This window comes from Acinetobacter lwoffii, assembly GCF_052078135.1.
Classification (GTDB): domain Bacteria; phylum Pseudomonadota; class Gammaproteobacteria; order Pseudomonadales; family Moraxellaceae; genus Acinetobacter; species Acinetobacter lwoffii_Z.
On the sequence record NZ_JBQGUZ010000002.1, the window covers coordinates 23,831 to 42,157 of the forward strand.

Below are 18,327 nucleotides of genomic sequence, written 5' to 3' on the forward strand. Positions count from 1 at the left end.
GTAGTCCAGAAGAATAAAATGACAAGCGAATAAATGCCTGTACGCTGATCAGGCATTGTACCTAGAAATGCCTTGAATTTTCAGCCATAAATCGAATTGTTCTGCTGAAATTTGCTATTCAACATCAAATAAGCAAGTCAGAGATTTTAAACAATAAAAAACCACCGCAGAACCGGTGGTTTTACAGGCTAAATGTATGCACAGCATTTAAACGAGAACATCTTCTGGTACGCGCACCCAGCCTTCCATCAAGACGCGGGCACTCCGGCTCATAATCGCTTTCTTCACTTTCCACTCACCATTTTCAAAACTTGCTTGTGCACCCACTCTCAAAGTCCCGGAAGGATGACCGAAACGCACTGCTTCACGCTCTACCCCACCTGCGACCCGGTTCACCAAAGTACCTGGAATCGCTGCTGCCGTACCAATAGCCACTGCAGCCGTGCCCATCATGGCATGATGGAGTTTACCCATAGACAAGGCCCGAACCAGAATATCGGTATCCGATTCAGTGACGGTCTTGCCACTTGAAGAGGTATAGTTACTCGGTGGTGCAACAAAGGCAATTTTTGGCGTGTGTTGTCGGGTTACGGCTTCGGCAATATCCTGAATCAGTCCCATCTGCTTCGCAGCATAGGCACGAATTGTCTCAAATTTTGTCAGGGCTGCTACGTCATTATTGATATGATCCTGAAGCTCTGTGCCCTTATAGCCGAGATCTCCAGCATTCAAAAAGACGGTTGGAATGCCGGCATTAATCATGGTCACTTCAAAGTTGCCAATATTGGGGACTTCCAAAGTGTCGACCAGATTACCTGTTGGAAACATCGAACCGCCTTCGGCATCATCATCGGCTGGATCCAGAAACTCGATCTGCACTTCCGCCGCAGGAAAGGTCACGCCATCCAGTTCGAAATCACCCAGCTCCTGCACCTGTCCATTCTGCATCGGCACATGTGCAATAATGGTTTTCTGAATATTGGCCTGCCAGATGCGTACCGTGCACAACCCATTTTCAGGAATACGTTCGGCATCGACCAGACCATTGGAAATGGCAAATGCCCCCACTGCCGCGGTCAAATTGCCGCAGTTACCACTCCAGTCCACAAAAGGACGATCAATTGACACCTGACCAAATAAATAATCGACATCATGATCAGCGTGTTGGCTTTTTGACAGGATCACCGTTTTACTGGTACTGGAACTGGCGCCACCCATACCGTCGATCTGTTTCCCGTATGGATCTGGGCTACCAATCACGCGTAGTAAAAGCTGATCACGAATCCGGCCAGGCTGTTGTGCTTCTACAGGCAGGTCATCCAGCTTAAAGAAAACACCTTTACTGGTGCCTCCACGCATATAGGTGGCAGGAATCTTGATTTGGGCGGCAAAACTCATGAATTATTTCATCCTTTGACTTGTCTTTGTTTTCGTACGGGTTATTCAATATTTATATTCAAAGTATAGTATGTTGAAAGCAGAACTGCTTGACTGCCAGACCTTAGTATAAAAAAACGGCATTTGTATTTTATCCAAGAAAAAAGAGAACTCATCAGTAACAGTTTCAATAAAATTAATATATTGATTCATTTATATTTTATTTCAGTTATTTATATGAATATTTTTTATCATTCCTCCAACAATATTTCATTCTTAGGATGGACTAGGCTTCTTTAGTCTGATCAATTACAATCAGCCACTTATCATTTTCCATTGTCGGGCTGAACACTTTGAATAACGAGTCTTCACAACTTCAGCGTGGCTTAAAGAACCGTCATATTCAGTTGATCGCCATGGGCGGTGCAATTGGCACAGGCTTATTCTTAGGTTCCGCACAGGTGATCCAATCTGCGGGTCCTTCTATTATTTTAGGCTATGCCATTGGGGGCCTGATTGCATTTTTAATCATGCGCCAATTGGGTGAGATGATTGTTCATGAACCTGTCGCCGGTTCATTCAGCCATTTTGCTTATAAATACTGGGGCAAATTCCCCGGTTTCCTTGCGGGTTGGAACTACTGGATTCTGTATATCCTGGTAGCCATGACCGAACTTACTGCGGTTGCGAAATATATCAATTACTGGTGGCCTCATATTCCAGCCTGGGCATCGGTACTGTTTTTCTTTATCGTGATTACACTGGTCAACCTCGGCAATGTGAAATTCTACGGTGAATCGGAATTCTGGCTTTCCATCATTAAAGTGACTGCGGTCATCTCGATGATTGTCTTCGGCCTGTATCTGATCCTGACTGCTGATCCTTCTTCAGGCGCATCTTTTAGCAATCTTTGGACCGCGGGCGGTTTCTTTCCGAATGGTTTTGAAGGTCTGTTCTACATGCTGGCCTTCCTGATGTTTGCCTTCGGTGGTATTGAACTGATCGGTATGGCAGCGGCAGAAGCTGAAAATCCGGAAAAAACCATTCCGAAAGCCATTAATCAGGTGGTTTTCCGTATCCTGATTTTCTATGTCGGTGCCTTGACAATTCTATTGTCACTCGTGCCTTGGAATCAGCTTGAGCTTGGTGGTCTGGACAAAAGTCCGTTCGTGATGATTTTCAGCCAGCTTGGTATTGACTGGGCAGCGCATTTGCTGAACTTTATTATCCTGACAGCAGCACTGTCTGTGTATAACAGTGGCATGTACGCTAACAGCCGTATGTTGTATGGTCTGGCTCAACAAGGAAATGCACCTAAAGTCTTCATGAAAGTGAATAAGCAAGGTACGCCGATTCCTGCCGTATTATTCTCTGCTGTACTGATTTTTGGCTGTGTGCTACTCAACTACTTCGTGCCTGAAGATGCCTTAAGCCATCTGATTTACATCGTAGTCGGTGCATTGGTATTGAACTGGGCCATGATTACCCTGACCCATCTCAAGTTCATTCAGAGCATGAAAAAGCTAGGACAGAAGACTTCCTTCCCTGCGCTGTGGTCTCCGGCGGGCAATATTCTGGTTCTTGGTTTTATTCTTACGATTCTTTACATCATGTGGACGCAAGGATTCCAGGAATCTATTTTGATGATCCCGCTTTGGATTGTGGTCATGTTCGGTCTGTTTAAGTTACTTAAGCCTAAAAATACCTAGACAACTCCTGTAGCTATGAGTCCTTAAAAGTTATTGCTTCGGCAATAACTTTTTTTTGTATTTTTTACAGTACAATAGCCTTCTTTTCGCGCCCTTAGCTTAACTGGATAGAGCAGTTGCCTCCTAAGCGACCGACGTGGGTTCGAGTCCCGCAGGGCGCACCATCCTTTCAAAATGTGATCTATACTTCAAAAAATTAGCGTTAATCTTCATATTTTTAGAATATTTTTTATACAAAAAATCATTTTTTCTTCATTATTTTATTTCTTTTACTTTCAAATACTTATTTCAGAATTAGGCTATTTTTTGGTGTAAAAACTCTATTTTGATGCTTTTTTAGACTAATTAGTTTTTTCTAGAGCATTTACTCTTATTTTAATTGTGCTATTTTTGTCACATGGAGTAACAAATGATTGCGGATAAATACCCGAAATCTCCAAGAATTTAATAAGTGCAAACAACAACGCTAGATATAAATTTGTACCTCAAGGAAAGACGTAAATGAAATTAAAAACATTAACTACTGCAATGATTCTTGCAACTGTGCCTATGACAGGCGCATTTGCAGCAGCACTAGATCGTTCAGGCCAATCTATTGCAGCCTTCCTACAACCTGGTAACTATTTTGAAGCAGGTATTTCTATATTAGATCCAGATGTTTCAGGCAAAGATAAAGCAGGTACATCTACTGGTGATATGGCAGGTGATTATTATTTCCCTTCTGCAGCTTTAAAGCTACAAGTAACTGATAATTTCTCTTTTGGTTTACTTTATGATCAGCCTTTTGGTGCTGATGCAGAATACTCTGGAAATAATTTATTTACTTCAAATGGCACCCAAACTGTTTTAGGTAATACTTTAGCAAACCCAGATGTAACTGGTGGTACTAAAGTTGAAGTAGACACTCAAAATCTTTCTTTTATTTTTGGTTTTCAACCAACTGAAAATTGGAATATTTATGCAGGTCCTGTTTATCAAACAGTGAAAGGTAATGTAAGTCTTCGTGGGGATATCTACAGCGCATTCAATGGCTATGATATGCAGATTAAAGAAGATGGTGATTTAGGTTGGTTAGCAGGTATTGCTTTTCAAATTCCAGAAATTGCACTTAAAGCATCTTTAACCTATCGCTCTGAAATTGATCACTCTGTAAGTGCTACTGAATCAATAGGTTTAGCAGATAATCTGGGTGCATTACGTGACGCTACCCTAACAAGTATTGGAGGACCACAAAATATTCCAAATTTACCACCTGCATTACAACAACAAATTGGTGGACTCATACTTGCAGCTAACGGCTTACAATCAGCAAATGCTACTCCTGGTAAAACTACGATTACTACGCCACAATCTGTGAATCTTGATCTTCAGTCAGGCATTATGCAAAATACTGTAGCTTTCTTGAATGTGCGTTGGGTAGAATGGTCTGATTTCTCAATTCGTCCTTATAAATTTGGTATAGCATCAGAAGCAGTTTCGCCATTAGTATCAAACCCACCAGGTTATGCTGGAGGTTTTAACCTAGTTGATTATTCAGATGACCAATGGTCTGCAACTGCAGGTGTTGGACGTAAGTTTAGTGAACAATGGGCAGGTAATGTCTCTGTAGGTTGGGACTCTGGCGCAGGTAACCCTGTATCAACTTTAGGACCAACTGAAGGCTATTGGAATGTTGGTCTAGGTCTACAATTTAGTCCTACACCTTCAACCTTTATTGCTGGTGGTGTGAAATATTTCTGGCTAGGTGATGCAGATGCTGTTACAGGTGCACATTCAGTCCCAGGTATGGATGCGAGTGCAGGTAAATTTGAAGATAATAATGCGATTGCTTATGGTTTAAAAATGGGCTACCGCTTCTAAGCGCTGATTAAATAAAAAACCACTTTCGAGTGGTTTTTTATTTTTTAACTCTTATTTTATACACTTGCATATCATTTGCTTGTTTTACAAGCAATTAATCCTGCTCCAAATATCAATTTTTTAAAATTTATCTTTAATTTTTATTTTCTTATTTATCATTTAGTTAATATAAAAATATAGTATAAATACTCTAAGCAACCCTTTTATTTAACCGCCTTAGTTCATTTCTTCAACAGAGCTGAGTATTTACTCTTTTTAAAATTATGTTACTTTTCCTACACATTTTTGTTACAGATGGCATCAGGGAACGTACCATGAAGCTCAATAAAATTTATTCTGCTATTTTACTTAGCACTTTACCTCTTTCTGCAGTTCAAGCAGCTGGCTTAGACCGTTCTGGTCAATCTATTTCTGCTTTTTTACAGCCGGGTAACTATGCTGAAGCAGGTATTTCTGTTCTTGATGCTGAAGTAAAATCAAAACAGCTTAATGCGGATGATATGGCGGAATCTTATTACTTCGCTAATGCCGCAATTAAAGTACAAGCAACCGATAAAATTTCTTTAGGCCTGATTTATGATCAGCCTTATGGTGCAGATTCAAACTATCAAGCTGTAGGTCCTCTTTCTATTTTTTCTCAAGGGAATGAGTCAACTTCTGTAGAAGTAAAAACACATAATATAACTGCACTTATTGGTTACCAGCCAACAGAAAACTGGAACTTTTATGCAGGTCCGGTATGGCAAACGGTAGAAGCCGATATTTCTCTTCGTGGTTTAGGATATGGTGCATCTCCAACTGACCCTACTAAACGTGGCCTGAGTGGCTATAACATCCATCTCGAACAAGAAGAAGCTTTTGGCTGGCTTGCTGGTTTTGCTTATCAAATTCCAGAAATTGCATTAAAAGCTGCTGTAACTTATCGTTCTGAAATTGATCATAAAGCCAAAAGTGTCGAAACATTTTCTAGTCCACGTGGTGTAGCAACATTACTGACTTCTGATGTCCATGCGGTAACCCCTCAGTCAGTAAACTTAGACCTTCAAACCGGTGTAGCAGCCAATACCATCGCATTTGCAAACGTACGCTGGGTACATTGGGATCAATTTGCAGTAACCCCTGAATATCTTAAAAATGCTTCAGGTAATAATTTGATTGATTATTCAGATGACCAATGGTCTGCGAATGTTGGTGTTGGCCGTAAATTTAATAATAAATGGTCAGGTTCTACTTCTGTAGGTTATGACTCTGGTGCAGGCAACCCAGTCACTACTTTAGGTCCAACTGAAGGCTACTGGAATGTAGGCTTAGGCGCGCAATATAGCCCTGCAGAAAACTATTTCATTCAAGGTGGTGTGAAATACTTCTGGTTAGGTGATGCAACTGCGAAAGCAGGTAAGAACGAACTTGGCGATTTTGAAGATAACCATGCACTCGGCTATGGTCTAAAAATCGGTTACCGTTTCTAATTTTTTGATAGATTCAATAAAAAAGGCGCTTTAAGCGCCTTTTTTATTTACTTAAATAATTTAAGCTGGAATATCACGTACTGAAGCATTACGAATCGCTTCTTTTAACGCATCATAACCACGAATTGGCGGGAATTGCGGGAATTCAGCAATGACATTCTCAGGTGCATCAAACAGGAAACCATGATCTGCTTCACCCAGCATCGTGGTATCGTTATAAGAATCCCCTGCCGCAATCACACGGAAATTCAAACCATGCAGTGCTTTAACAGCCTGACGTTTTTGATCTGGCTGGCGAAGTTTATAAGCCGAGATCATGCCAGCTTCATCCGTTTCCAATTTATGACAGAAAATAGTTGGCCAATCCAGCTGCTTCATTAGTGGATGCGCAAATTCATAGAAAGTATCTGAAAGGATAATCAGTTGAAAATGCGTACTCACCCATTTCACAAATTCTTTTGCTCCCGGGAACGGCCCCATTTCTGCAATCACTTCCTGAATATCGTTCAAGCCTAAACCGTGCTGTTTTAAAATATTCAGACGTTGGGTCATCAGTACATCATAGTCAGGAATGTCACGAGTCGTCGCTTCAAGCTCTTTAATACCGGTTTTTTTAGCAAAGTTAATCCAGATTTCTGGAACCAACACACCTTCTAAATCTAGACATACGACTTCCATGAACATTCCCTCTAAGTTGTATTGAAACAATTTTGCACTATCATAGCTGAAGAAACAGATTTTGCACTGTACTTTTTTAAATCTATTTTTTTAATAAGTATTTATTTTTTAGTGATAAGTCAATTAAATCAATTCTATTAAAATAGATGTGAAATTAACTAATATAGGCCATGTCCTTTCCAAGCCTATATCGCCAGGACTCTCATGACCATCATTCCTACTATTGATCGTATTGATGCGCTTGCATCTGAATATGCAGATAAATCGCCCAATGAAATTTTGGCACTTGCACTGGGCCAGCAAGGTGAAATTGCGATTTCATTTTCTGGTGCTGAAGATGTTGTATTGATTGATATGGCATCGCATCTCGGTAAACCGTTCCGGGTATTCAGTCTGGATACTGGCCGTCTACATGCAGAGACGTATCAGTTTATTGAACGAGTGCGTAAGCATTATAATATCGAGATTGAAATCTGCTTCCCTGAAACGGATGCAGTACAAAATTTAGTGACCACCAAAGGTTTATTCAGTTTCTTTGAAGATGGCCATCAGGAATGTTGCGGTATACGCAAGGTTCAACCGCTACGTAAAAAACTGGCCACGCTGGACGGCTGGATTACCGGTCAGCGCAAAGACCAAAGTCCGGGTACACGCAATGAAATTCCAGTGGTTCAGGCCGATCCAGGTTTTTCCGGTCCGGGAAAGCAGTTGATCAAGTACAATCCTCTAGCCAACTGGTCCAGCGCGGATGTCTGGAGTTATATCCGTATGATGGAAGTCCCTTATAATGCCTTGCATGAAAAAGGTTTTGTTTCAATTGGCTGTGAACCTTGTACTCGCCCTGTGCTGCCAAATCAGCATGAACGCGAAGGCCGCTGGTGGTGGGAAGAAGCCACTCATAAAGAATGTGGCTTACATGCTGGCAATCTAAAAAAATAAAGTTAAGTTTTATCGTTCCTATTGATTGAAAGGCTATTTTTTAATAAAGATAGTCTTTTTAATTGATAATTTTACATTTAGTGACAAGATATAAATTACCTTTTATCGGGATAATATTATTTTAATTAAAGAATTTATAAAATTTTAGTTCATTGATTTATTTGTATAAAATGTGAAATTGAACACAATGCTATTCTTTTAATAACACATAATTATTAAGTTACACTCCACTTCGCCTAGTGAATACTATTTTTAGAAAACTATTTTAAAACTAAAATTTTCACATTTCATAAAATTAGGAAGATATTTTGTTCTTGTCAATAGCCACTTTTTCACAGTTGAGGCAAGATAAAGCAGTTCATTTATATGCTAAAAAAGATATACTTTAAAAACTAAAGTAATAATTCTAACAAGGCCTTTTAGCAAAAAAGCCATAGAGAATGCAGTGAGGCAATCCACGCTATGCGTCCATTACATCCAATTGATTTTATTTTCTTAACTTTAGAGAAACGGCAGCAGCCTATGCATGTAGGTGGACTATTTTTATTCCAAATTCCCGACAATGCGCCAGCTTCCTTTATTCAGGATCTAGTCACGGATATCCAAAATTCGAAATGCTCTCCAATCCCACCTTTTAACAATTATTTAAACGGCCTGTTTTGGGATGAAGACCAGGAATTTGATTTAGATCATCATTTTCGTCATATTGCCCTGCCAAAACCGGGCCGTATCCGTGAATTGCTGACCTATATTTCACAAGAACATAGTGCCCTGATTGATCGTGCCAAACCTTTATGGACCTGTCATATCATTGAGGGCATTGAAGGTAATCGTTTTGCCATGTATTTCAAAATTCACCATGCCATGGTGGATGGAATTGCTGGCATGCGTCTGGTCGAAAAGTCGCTTTCACATGACCCAAATGCCAAGAGTATTGTACCGCCTTGGTGTGTGGAAGGCCCACGTGCCAAACGCCTTAAAGCACCTAAAGTGAACAGGTTTAAAAATGTCCTGCAGACCATTAAGGGGCAACTGGAATGTGCCCCACGAGTTGCTTATGAACTGTCGCAAACCGTCATGAAAGATATGGGACGCAATCCGGATTATGTATCCAGCTTTCAGGCGCCAAGCAGTATTCTGAATCAACGTGTCAGTGCTTCGCGTCGCTTTGCAGCCCAGTCTTTCGAATTTTCACGCTTACGTCATATTTCCAAGGCATTAGGCGTGACCATTAATGACATCGTCCTGGCCATTTGTTCAGGCGCATTACGTGAATATTTATTATCGCAAAATGCCTTACCGAAAAAACCGTTAATTGCCATGGTTCCAGCTTCTGTTCGTAGTGACGATTCAGATATATCCAACCGTATTACCATGATTCTGGCCAATCTGGGCACGCATAAAGAAGATCCGCTGGAACGTCTCAAGATCGTACGCCGTAGTGTACTGAGTGCCAAAGAACGCTTCAAACGCATGAATGCCAATCAAATCTTGAACTATAGTGCTTTTGTCTATGGTGCAGCGGGTCTGAACATTGCCTCCGGTTTAATGCCGACACGTCAGGCGTTTAACGTGATTATTTCCAATGTACCTGGACCACAAGAGCCCCTTTACTGGAATGGTGCACGTCTTGAAGCACTTTATCCGGCTTCTATCGTACTGGATGGTCAGGCTCTAAATATCACCATGACCAGCTATCTAGACAAACTGGAAGTCGGCTTGACCGCATGTCGTAATGCCCTGCCGAAAATGCAGAACTTGCTAACACATCTGGAAGAAGAAATTCAACGTTTTGAACTTATTGTAGATGGCGAACCTGTCCCAAAGTTACGGGCGGTAAGCTAGCCGCGGATAAGTAAATAAGATAGATGGACTGCCAAAGGTGCTGATCATTTTTGCCAGTCCTTGAACACAGAATAAAGGGACCGATCCGGTCCCTTTGCTTTATTTTTTGAAATCTTTTTAAATTATTTTAGAACTTTTGGAAGACTTCTCGATTTAAACATCTATCCAAATCATTTTTTGATAAGTTAGAAACAATACACAAATACAATCAGCTTTTAATGGTACGGCACTGTTGTAATAATTGATGACAGACGTTACGGATCATGCTCGCGGTAATTTGAACTTCATTACCGCGCTCATCAACGATATATCCCGCATGTACAGTCTTTGGTTCTAATACGTGTTTTAGGCCTTTATGGATTACTGCTTTACTCATACTCATCACACACTCCTTTTGCTAAGCCTGAAACTGGGAGAAACGGCTTTGGCTAATTCATGCATCTAGTATTGTAAATAAAGGCCCTGTTGTAAAATTTCAGATGTAACAAGTGTTTAACGATATTCTGTTACAATTTCAGCTGAGAATGATATCGTATTGCTCTTGCGTATACAGATTTTCCACTTGGAACTTAATCACGCGATTAATGAAATGTTCCAGATCAGCGACTGCAGGCGCTTCTGCCGTCAATAATCGATCAATGACAGCCGGATGCGCGACGACAGTAAAGCCACTCTGTGACTCATATGCACGAGCATAGCGTAGAATTTCCCTGAATATTTCGTAACATACTGACTCGGCTGTTTTGACATAACCGCGTCCTTGACAGGTCGGACAAGACTCGCACAGCAGATGTTCCAGCGACTCACGGGTGCGTTTCCGGGTCATTTCCACCAAGCCCAGTTCTGATACCTGAGTAATCTTGGTCTTGGCGTGGTCACGTTCTAACATGCGCTCAAACTGTTTCATCACTTCTTCACGATGCTGCGCTTCCTGCATATCAATGAAGTCGATGATGATAATGCCGCCGAGATTACGCAGCCGTAACTGACGCGCGATAACATCCGTCGCTTCCATATTGGTTTTAAAAACCGTATCTTCCAGCGAACGTCCACCAACATAAGAACCGGTATTGACATCAATTGTGGCCATGGCTTCCGTCTGGTCAATCATCAGATAACCGCCAGACTTCAATGCGACTCGAGTTTGCAATGCCTTTTGCAGGTCTTCTTCGACATTATACAAGTCAAAAATTGGCCGCTCGCCCGGATAATGCAGCAAACGGTCTTTCATATTCGGGACAAATTCTTCGACAAATTCCTGCAGCTTGGCATGAATTTCACGTGAATCCACGTAAATTTTAGCAGTTTCTTCATTGGCCAGATCACGAATCACCCGTTGCGGCAAAGGCAATTCTTCAAAGATCAAAGACGGTACTGCAATAATCTTTTGCTTGCGCTGGATATATTCCCAAAGCTTGGCCAGATAAGCCATATCCTGTGCAATGGCTTCTTCTTCAATCCCTTCTGCCGCAGTACGTACAATCACTGAACCTGGCAGCTTATGTTCTGCCTGAATCCGCTCAATGATCGAACGCAAGCGATTGCGCTCTTCCTCGGATTCAATCCGTTGCGATACACCGATATGATTGCCATATGGCATCAGCACCAAATAACGCGAAGGAATCGACAGATCGGTAGACAGGCGTGCGCCTTTGGTACCGAGCATATCTTTCATCACCTGAACCGTGAGGACTTGTCCCGGTTGAAGTAGCTCAAAGACATTCGGGGTTGGCTGATTGCGGGGCCAGACCATATCATTGATATGTAAAAACGCAGTGCGAGAAAGTCCGATATCTACGAAAGCAGCCTGCATGCCGGGCAAGACCCGCACCACTTTTCCTTTATAGACATTCCCTACCAGGCCACGCTTGGCCGTACGCTCGACAAACAGTTCATTGACCGTGCCGTTTTCAATCAACGCGACCCGACATTCCATCGGCGTGACGTTAATCAACAACTCGTCAGACATAACTACACTCAAAACATTATAAGAATTCTTTTCAGCAGTTAATTTAGTGCCTTAACCGTCTGTAATAACTGTACTGTTTCATATAAGGGCAAGCCCACCACATTGGAATAACTGCCCTGTATTTTTGGAATATAACGTGCAGCAATTCCTTGAATTGCATAAGCCCCTGCTTTACCCAAGGGCTCACCTGTCGCCCAGTAACTTTCCATATCTGCAGCGCTTAGGATTTGAAATTCGACCTGTGTGCGCACCACTATACTGTATTTTTCATGCTTTGTACGAACACAGACACCACTATAGACATCATGCCACCGACCGGAGATTTTTGTCCACATTTCAATCGCATGTTGTTTGGATTCAGGCTTGCCTAAAATCTCCTGATCCACTCCCAGACTGGTATCTGCAGCAATGATAATGGCATTTGGATAACGCTCGGCCACAGCATCGGCTTTGGCACGTGCCAGACGTTCAACATAGGCTGCAACCGACTCGCCTGCTTGTACCGATTCGTCGATCTCGGGACTGTAAATATCGAAGCTCAGCCCGAGTTGCTGTAACAACTCGCGGCGCCGGGGTGAGCTGGAAGCTAGAATTATACGCGCCATTTTTTGAGCACATAATAAATAGCAGGCCAAACCAGAATACTGGTCAGCATCGGAATCCAGTGCCGTGCATAAGAAAATTGCACGCCAGCTATAATCTGGGTAAAAAAGATCATCAGCAGATATGCGACAATCGCCAGCCCCATAATCACCCAGAGATTATTAAAGGTCAGGATACGGCGTTCACGGGTCAGAAAGCGAGCTAAAAAGGCAATAATGATAAAGCTCAGCGCATTCAGACCCAAAGGTGCATCCAGCAGCAGATCAATAAAAATACCCGTACCAAAGGCAAACCAGATCCCGCACCAGGTTGGCTGACATAACACCCAGAAGAGCATGATCATCAGCATAAACAGCGGACGCCAGCCCGAGAGATTATAGGAAAGTGGATAGACCATTAAAATAGAAGCCACAATCACCGAAATGACAATAGCCATTAAAGGATCACGATGCTTTCTGGATTTCATCTTAGCGATTGACATGCGGTTGCTCCATCGCTAATGAATCGGAAAATAACACCACCACATGATGTCCACCGGCCAGCTGAGCCGCAGGCGTCACATCAATCTGGGCAAATTCACCAGAATTATGGCGTTGTACTTTAGATACCTGCCCCACCAGATAACCTGCCGGGAAATGTTGTCCCAAGCCCGAACTATAGACTTTTTCACCGACCTTGATATTGGCACTGGTCGGTACATATTCCATTTTTAAACGTCCCAGATCACCTGTGCCCGAAACAATGGCACGCATACCGGTATGTTCCAGGCGCACTGACAGTGAATGTTCTTTATCGGACAACAGCATGACCCGGCTACTATGCGGATAGACATTGATAATCTGTCCCATGATACCCTTGTCATCCAGTACCGTTTGCCCGACTTTCAGCTCGTTATTTGAACCCCGGTTGATCACGATAATATGCCGTAATGGATCAGCATCGGTACCAATCACTTCGGCAATTTCAATACGCCCATCAATGATCAGCGGCGTGTCCAATAGACCGCGCAAACGGGTATTTTCAGCAGAAAGTTCAGAGATTTTTTGTAAGCGTACCTGTGCCTGTAACAGCTCGGCTTGCATCGCGGTATTTTCCCGGCGCAACTGAGCTTCAGACTTGGTTTGTTGATTCAACCACTCTCGCGACAATACCGGATAACTGGCCACCGCATAAATAGGATTATAAGCAGCGTACAGGACATCCCTTGCAGGTTGAACAACATGCGGCATGCGCCAATCAAAGAAAAGCACCACCAGGCATGTCACCAATGCAATGATAAAAGAGCGAAAAGATGGCGGTTGTCGAGAAAACAGATGTGCTTGCACCCGCCGGATCCTTTTCTTAGCCTACGAATAACATGTCATGATTTGGGTTGTCGAAAAATTCGAGTACCTTGCCGCCACCACGTGTCACGCATGATAGTGGATCTTCTGCCACCACCACTGGCAGGCCAGTTTCTTTGGCAAGCAGCTTGTCCAGGTTACGTAGCAATGCACCACCACCAGTTAACACGATACCGCGTTCAGCGATGTCCGAAGAAAGCTCAGGAGGTGTGTGTTCTAGCGCAGATTTCACAGCAGACACGATGTTTTGCAATGGATCAGAAATCGCTTGGGTGACTTCGTCAGAATTAACCACGATTGCGCGAGGCACACCTTCTGCGAGGTTACGGCCACGAACTTCAATTTCAAGCGGTTTAGCACCTTCATCTGGCAACGCCATACCCACTTCTTTTTTGATCACTTCAGCAGTGGTTTCGCCGATCACACAGCCATGCGCTTTACGCACATAGTTAATGATCTGCTCATCAAATACATCACCGCCGATACGTAAAGAATCTGCATAAACACAACCTTGCAGCGAGATAATCGCAATTTCAGTGGTACCACCGCCCACATCAACCACCATCGAACCACAGGCCTGCTCAACTGGCATACCTGCACCAATCGCTGCTGCCATTGGCTCTTCGATTAAACGTACATCACGTGCGCCCGCATTAAACACGGCTTCACGAATGGCGCGGCGCTCAACCAGGGTCGATTTACATGGCACACAAACCACGACACGCGGGGCCGGAGTAAATAAACGGTTTTCATGTACTTTGCGAATAAACTGATTCAGCATGGTCTCAGTGACTTCAAAATCCGCAATCACACCGTCTTTCATTGGACGGATCGCTGAGATATTGGCTGGGGTACGACCTAGCATTTGCTTCGCTTCAAGACCGACTGCCGCAACAATTTTATGTGAACCACTATGACGGATGGCTACAACCGTTGGTTCATTTAATATAATGCCTCGTCCTGGCGCATAAATAAGTGTATTTGCTGTACCTAAATCAATGGCAAGATCGGGCGAAAACAAGCCTATTAGTCGTTTTAGAATCACGGGGACGTTCTCAGTTAAACTTTATATGGACGCAAGGTGGCCACTTTAACTAAATGTGATGATTTGGACAAGTCAATCGCTTATCATAACGCATGATAATTTGAATTTTTTTTAATACTGATTAGGTAATATTATGTCTACATCGGATGCACAGCATTCTGCAGATTTAAGTGCAGAAACAGTTTCAGCTATTGCCAACCTTGCACGATTATCTCTCAATGATACGCAATCTGCTGAATATGCTCAAAGTTTAAATAAAATTTTAGGCATGATGGAAACCCTGAAAGGCATCAATACCGATGGTGTTGAACCCCTGAAAAGTCCTTTCGACCACCCTCAGCCGCTACGTGATGATGTGGTTACTGAAACCAATCATCGTGAGCAATACCAGGCAGTTGCACCAGCTGTTCAGGATGGCTTGTACCTCGTACCGCGCGTGATTGAGTAATTACTACCCAGTTCATTCTTTTTATTAAATTAAACGTAAAGAATTATTTCTCATGACAGATTTACATCGCTTATCCATTCGTGAACTTAGTGAAGGTCTGGCAAATGCCCAGTTTTCATCTCGCGAATTGACTGAACACTACTTAAAGCGCATTGCAAAAATTGATGCTCAGGTAAAGTCTTATGTGTCCGTAACTGCTGAACAGGCGTTGGCTGAAGCTGATGCTGCCGATGCCGCAATCAAAGCTGGTAATGCCTCTGCCCTGACTGGTGTGCCAGTTGCCCACAAAGATATTTTCTGTACCCAAGGCATCAAGACCACCGCCGGTTCTAAAATGCTGGACAATTTTATCTCTCCTTACGACGCGACCGTTGTAGCGAAAGGCAAAGCTGCGGGCCTGGTCACTTTAGGTAAAGTGAACATGGACGAATTCGCGATGGGTTCGACCTCTGAGAACTCATATTACGGCGCAACGGCTAACCCTTGGAACCTGGGTCATGTCCCTGGTGGCTCTTCTGGTGGCTCTGCGGCAGCCGTTGCAGCCGATCTAGCACCATTTGCAACTGGTACTGACACCGGTGGCTCTATCCGTCAACCTGCGTCATTCTGTGGTCTGACCGGCCTTAAACCGACCTATGGCCGTGTATCGCGTTTCGGGATGATTGCTTATGCATCATCACTAGACCAAGGCGGTCCAATGGCGCGCTCGGCGGAAGACTGTGCTTACCTGATGAATGTCATGGCCGGTCATGATGCCAAAGATTCAACCTCGATGGATCAAGCGGTAGATAACTATGTCGCGAACTTGAACGCTACCTCAGTAAAAGGCTTACGCATTGGTATTCCAAAGCAATATTTTAATGTTGCTGGTTTAGATGCTGAAGTCAAAGCACGCGTTGAAGAATCCTTAAAAAAACTGGAAGAGATGGGCTCAATTCTGGTTGAGATTGATCTCAACATGACTGAAAGCTATGTGCCGACTTACTATCTGATCGCACCTGCCGAAGCTTCTTCGAACCTGTCACGTTTTGATGGCGTACGTTATGGCTACCGCGCAGAAAATCCTGTGGACCTGATGGACCTGTACAAACGTTCACGTTCAGAAGGTTTTGGTGCCGAAGTGCAACGCCGTATCTTGATTGGTACGTATGCCCTGTCTGCAGGTTATTACGATGCTTACTATGTAAAAGCACAGAAAGTACGCCGTCTGATCCAGCAAGATTTCCTCAAAGCATTTGAATCTGTTGATGTCATCGCTGCACCTTCTGCGCCAACGACTGCCTATAAAATTGGTGCGGATCTGACGCCAGTTGAAATGTACTTAGGCGATATTTATACACTTGCTGTCAATCTAGCAGGTCTTCCTGCGATTAACGCGCCTGTCGGTTTTGACCAAAATAACTTGCCAGTTGGCTTACAGCTGATTGGTAATTACTGGTCAGAATCTCAATTGTTGTCTGTGGTACACCAGTATCAACAGGCCACCGATTGGCATACAAAACGCGCTGCAATTGCTGAGGAGAACGCATAATGGCTCAAGCTCAAAAATCGGCTAAACCAAAATCCAACCTGATTGATGGTTGGGAAGTCGTTATTGGTATCGAGATTCACACTCAGCTTGCCACCAATACCAAAATTTTTTCAGGTTCATCGACTGTTTTCGGTAATGATCCAAACACGCAAGCCAGCCTGGTTGATTTGGCTATGCCGGGCGTATTACCGGTATTAAACAAAGAAGTGGTTGATCTTGCGATTCGCTTTGGTTTGGGCATCGATGCTTACATCGATCAGGCGTCTGTATTTGCGCGTAAAAACTACTTCTATCCGGACTCTCCAAAAGGCTATCAGATCAGCCAGATGGACAACCCGATTGTGGGCTTGGGTCATATCGACATCCAGCTTGAAGATGGCACGGTTAAACGCATTGGCGTAACCCGTGCGCATCTCGAAGAAGATGCGGGTAAATCGATTCATGATCAGTTCGAAGGTATGTCAGGCATCGACTTGAACCGTGCTGGTACGCCGCTGCTTGAAATCGTTTCTGAACCGGATATGCGTTCGGTTGAAGAAGCGGTTGCTTATATCAAGGCAATTCACACTTTAGTGCGCTGGTTAGGTATTTCTGACGGTAACATGGCGGAGGGTTCGTTCCGTTGTGACTGTAACGTGTCGTTACGTCGTCCGGGTCAACCGTTTGGTACACGTTGTGAATTGAAAAACCTGAACTCATTCCGTTTCATTGAACAAGCGATCAATGTTGAAATTGAACGTCAAATGGAAATTCTGGACTGGGATGGCACCATTGATCAGGAAACGCGTCTGTTCGACCCTGTAAAGATGGAAACGCGTTCAATGCGTTCTAAGGAAGAAGCGAATGATTACCGCTACTTCCCAGACCCTGACTTGTTGCCTGTAGTAATTGCAGATGAGCAAATCGAAGCAATTAAAGCGACCATGCCTGAACTTCCTGCGGCACGTCGTGCGCGTTTCGTGGCGGACTTTGGCGTGACTGAGTACGATGCGCACGTGCTTACACTTACTCGTGAAATGTCTGAATTTTATGAGGAAGTCGTTAAAGCTGCTGGTGGTGCTGCACAAGGTAAAGTGTCTGCAAACTGGGTGATGGGCGAATTCTCAGGGGCGCTAAACAAAGCAGGCTTAGATTTGGCGGATTCTCCTGTATCTGCGGAAAAACTTGGCGGTATGATCGCGCGTATTGTGGATAACACGATTAACGGTAAGATCGCGAAGCAAGTATTCGGCTTTATGTGGGAAGAAGGCAAATCTGCGGACGAGATTATTGCTGAAAAAGGCTTGAAACAGGAAACTGATACAGGTGCGATTGAAGCGATTATTAAGGAAGTACTTGCTGCCAACGAGAAGATGGTTGAAGAGTATAAATCTGGTAAAGAGAAAGCTTTCAATGGTCTGGTTGGTCAAGTCATGAAAGCAGCAAAAGGTAAAGCGAACCCTGCGCAAGTAAATGAGTTGATGAAGAAATTGATTGGTTAATCTAATCTTTCTTTAAAAGAAAACCCGCTT

General features: G+C 43.3%; 16 protein-coding genes and 1 tRNA gene. 9 read left to right on the forward strand and 8 right to left on the reverse strand.

The window, feature by feature from the left end; translation table 11 throughout:
* Positions 1–207: 207 nt before the first annotated feature.
* Entirely contained in the window at positions 208–1,398 is a 1,191-nt protein-coding gene (gene prpF, locus ACTL4S_RS01380) for a 2-methylaconitate cis-trans isomerase PrpF (protein ID WP_441298604.1), read from the reverse strand.
* 332 nt (positions 1,399–1,730) lie between these two features.
* Here prpF and ACTL4S_RS01385 point away from each other — a divergent pair, with 332 nt between their 5' ends.
* The 4 genes from ACTL4S_RS01385 (at position 1,731) to ACTL4S_RS01400 (ending at position 6,415) form a co-directional block, all read left to right on the forward strand.
* Positions 1,731–3,086, forward strand: a complete 1,356-nt coding sequence (locus ACTL4S_RS01385) for an amino acid permease (RefSeq protein WP_441298605.1) — start codon at positions 1,731–1,733, stop codon at positions 3,084–3,086.
* Between the two features lie 88 nt (positions 3,087–3,174).
* A tRNA-Arg gene (locus ACTL4S_RS01390) sits at positions 3,175–3,250 on the forward strand.
* Between the two features lie 337 nt (positions 3,251–3,587).
* Positions 3,588–4,946, forward strand: a complete 1,359-nt coding sequence (locus tag ACTL4S_RS01395) for an OmpP1/FadL family transporter (protein ID WP_441298606.1) — start codon at positions 3,588–3,590, stop codon at positions 4,944–4,946.
* 314 nt (positions 4,947–5,260) lie between these two features.
* Entirely contained in the window at positions 5,261–6,415 is a 1,155-nt protein-coding gene (locus ACTL4S_RS01400) for an OmpP1/FadL family transporter (protein WP_441298607.1), read from the forward strand.
* 60 nt (positions 6,416–6,475) lie between these two features.
* Here the strand turns inward: ACTL4S_RS01400 and thrH are convergent, their stop codons facing one another.
* Positions 6,476–7,093 (reverse strand): bifunctional phosphoserine phosphatase/homoserine phosphotransferase ThrH, encoded by a 618-nt coding sequence (gene thrH / locus ACTL4S_RS01405; RefSeq protein WP_004646225.1) that lies wholly within the window; start codon positions 7,091–7,093, stop codon positions 6,476–6,478.
* Positions 7,094–7,297: 204 nt separating this feature from the next.
* On the opposite strand from thrH, the gene ACTL4S_RS01410 reads away from it, so the two are divergent.
* Complete coding sequence (locus tag ACTL4S_RS01410; RefSeq protein WP_396469842.1) at positions 7,298–8,032, forward strand: phosphoadenylyl-sulfate reductase; 735 nt, start codon at positions 7,298–7,300, stop codon at positions 8,030–8,032.
* 462 nt (positions 8,033–8,494) lie between these two features.
* A complete protein-coding gene (locus ACTL4S_RS01415; RefSeq protein ID WP_005251228.1) occupies positions 8,495–9,877 on the forward strand; it encodes a WS/DGAT/MGAT family O-acyltransferase in 1,383 nt (460 codons plus the stop codon).
* 208 nt (positions 9,878–10,085) lie between these two features.
* Here the strand turns inward: ACTL4S_RS01415 and ACTL4S_RS01420 are convergent, their stop codons facing one another.
* The 6 genes from ACTL4S_RS01420 to ACTL4S_RS01445 form a co-directional block, all read right to left on the reverse strand.
* On the reverse strand, positions 10,086–10,259 hold the full coding sequence (locus ACTL4S_RS01420) for a PA1571 family protein (RefSeq protein WP_004646222.1): 174 nt from the start codon (positions 10,257–10,259) through the stop codon (positions 10,086–10,088).
* A gap of 132 nt (positions 10,260–10,391) precedes the next feature.
* Entirely contained in the window at positions 10,392–11,846 is a 1,455-nt protein-coding gene (rng, locus tag ACTL4S_RS01425; RefSeq protein WP_004646221.1) for a ribonuclease G, read from the reverse strand.
* A 38-nt stretch (positions 11,847–11,884) separates the two neighbouring features.
* On the reverse strand, positions 11,885–12,451 hold the full coding sequence (locus tag ACTL4S_RS01430) for a Maf-like protein (RefSeq protein ID WP_224216886.1): 567 nt from the start codon (positions 12,449–12,451) through the stop codon (positions 11,885–11,887).
* Positions 12,439–12,930: a rod shape-determining protein MreD gene (gene mreD, locus ACTL4S_RS01435; RefSeq protein ID WP_441298608.1), complete on the reverse strand. Its 492-nt coding sequence runs from the start codon at positions 12,928–12,930 to the stop codon at positions 12,439–12,441. Before mreD ends, ACTL4S_RS01430 begins: the two co-directional genes overlap by 13 nt.
* A complete protein-coding gene (mreC, locus tag ACTL4S_RS01440; RefSeq protein ID WP_004279362.1) occupies positions 12,917–13,774 on the reverse strand; it encodes a rod shape-determining protein MreC in 858 nt (285 codons plus the stop codon). Before mreC ends, mreD begins: the two co-directional genes overlap by 14 nt.
* Before the next feature lie 16 nt (positions 13,775–13,790).
* Positions 13,791–14,837 carry a rod shape-determining protein gene (locus ACTL4S_RS01445; protein ID WP_004279360.1) on the reverse strand — a complete coding sequence of 349 codons (1,047 nt, stop codon included), beginning with the start codon at positions 14,835–14,837 and terminating at the stop codon, positions 13,791–13,793.
* Positions 14,838–14,970: 133 nt separating this feature from the next.
* Between ACTL4S_RS01445 and gatC the strand changes: the two genes are divergently transcribed.
* The 3 genes from gatC to gatB are packed head-to-tail and all read left to right on the forward strand — an operon-like array spanning position 14,971 to position 18,297.
* The gene (gene gatC / locus ACTL4S_RS01450; RefSeq protein WP_064095715.1) at positions 14,971–15,285 is read left to right on the forward strand and encodes an Asp-tRNA(Asn)/Glu-tRNA(Gln) amidotransferase subunit GatC; all 315 of its coding nucleotides are present in this window, start codon (positions 14,971–14,973) and stop codon (positions 15,283–15,285) included.
* Between the two features lie 52 nt (positions 15,286–15,337).
* A complete protein-coding gene (gatA, locus tag ACTL4S_RS01455) occupies positions 15,338–16,816 on the forward strand; it encodes an Asp-tRNA(Asn)/Glu-tRNA(Gln) amidotransferase subunit GatA (protein WP_441298609.1) in 1,479 nt (492 codons plus the stop codon).
* Complete coding sequence (gene gatB, locus ACTL4S_RS01460) at positions 16,816–18,297, forward strand: Asp-tRNA(Asn)/Glu-tRNA(Gln) amidotransferase subunit GatB (RefSeq protein WP_219309937.1); 1,482 nt, start codon at positions 16,816–16,818, stop codon at positions 18,295–18,297. The genes gatA and gatB overlap by 1 nt, the downstream gene beginning before the upstream one ends.
* The last annotated feature ends 30 nt before the right edge of the window (positions 18,298–18,327 follow it).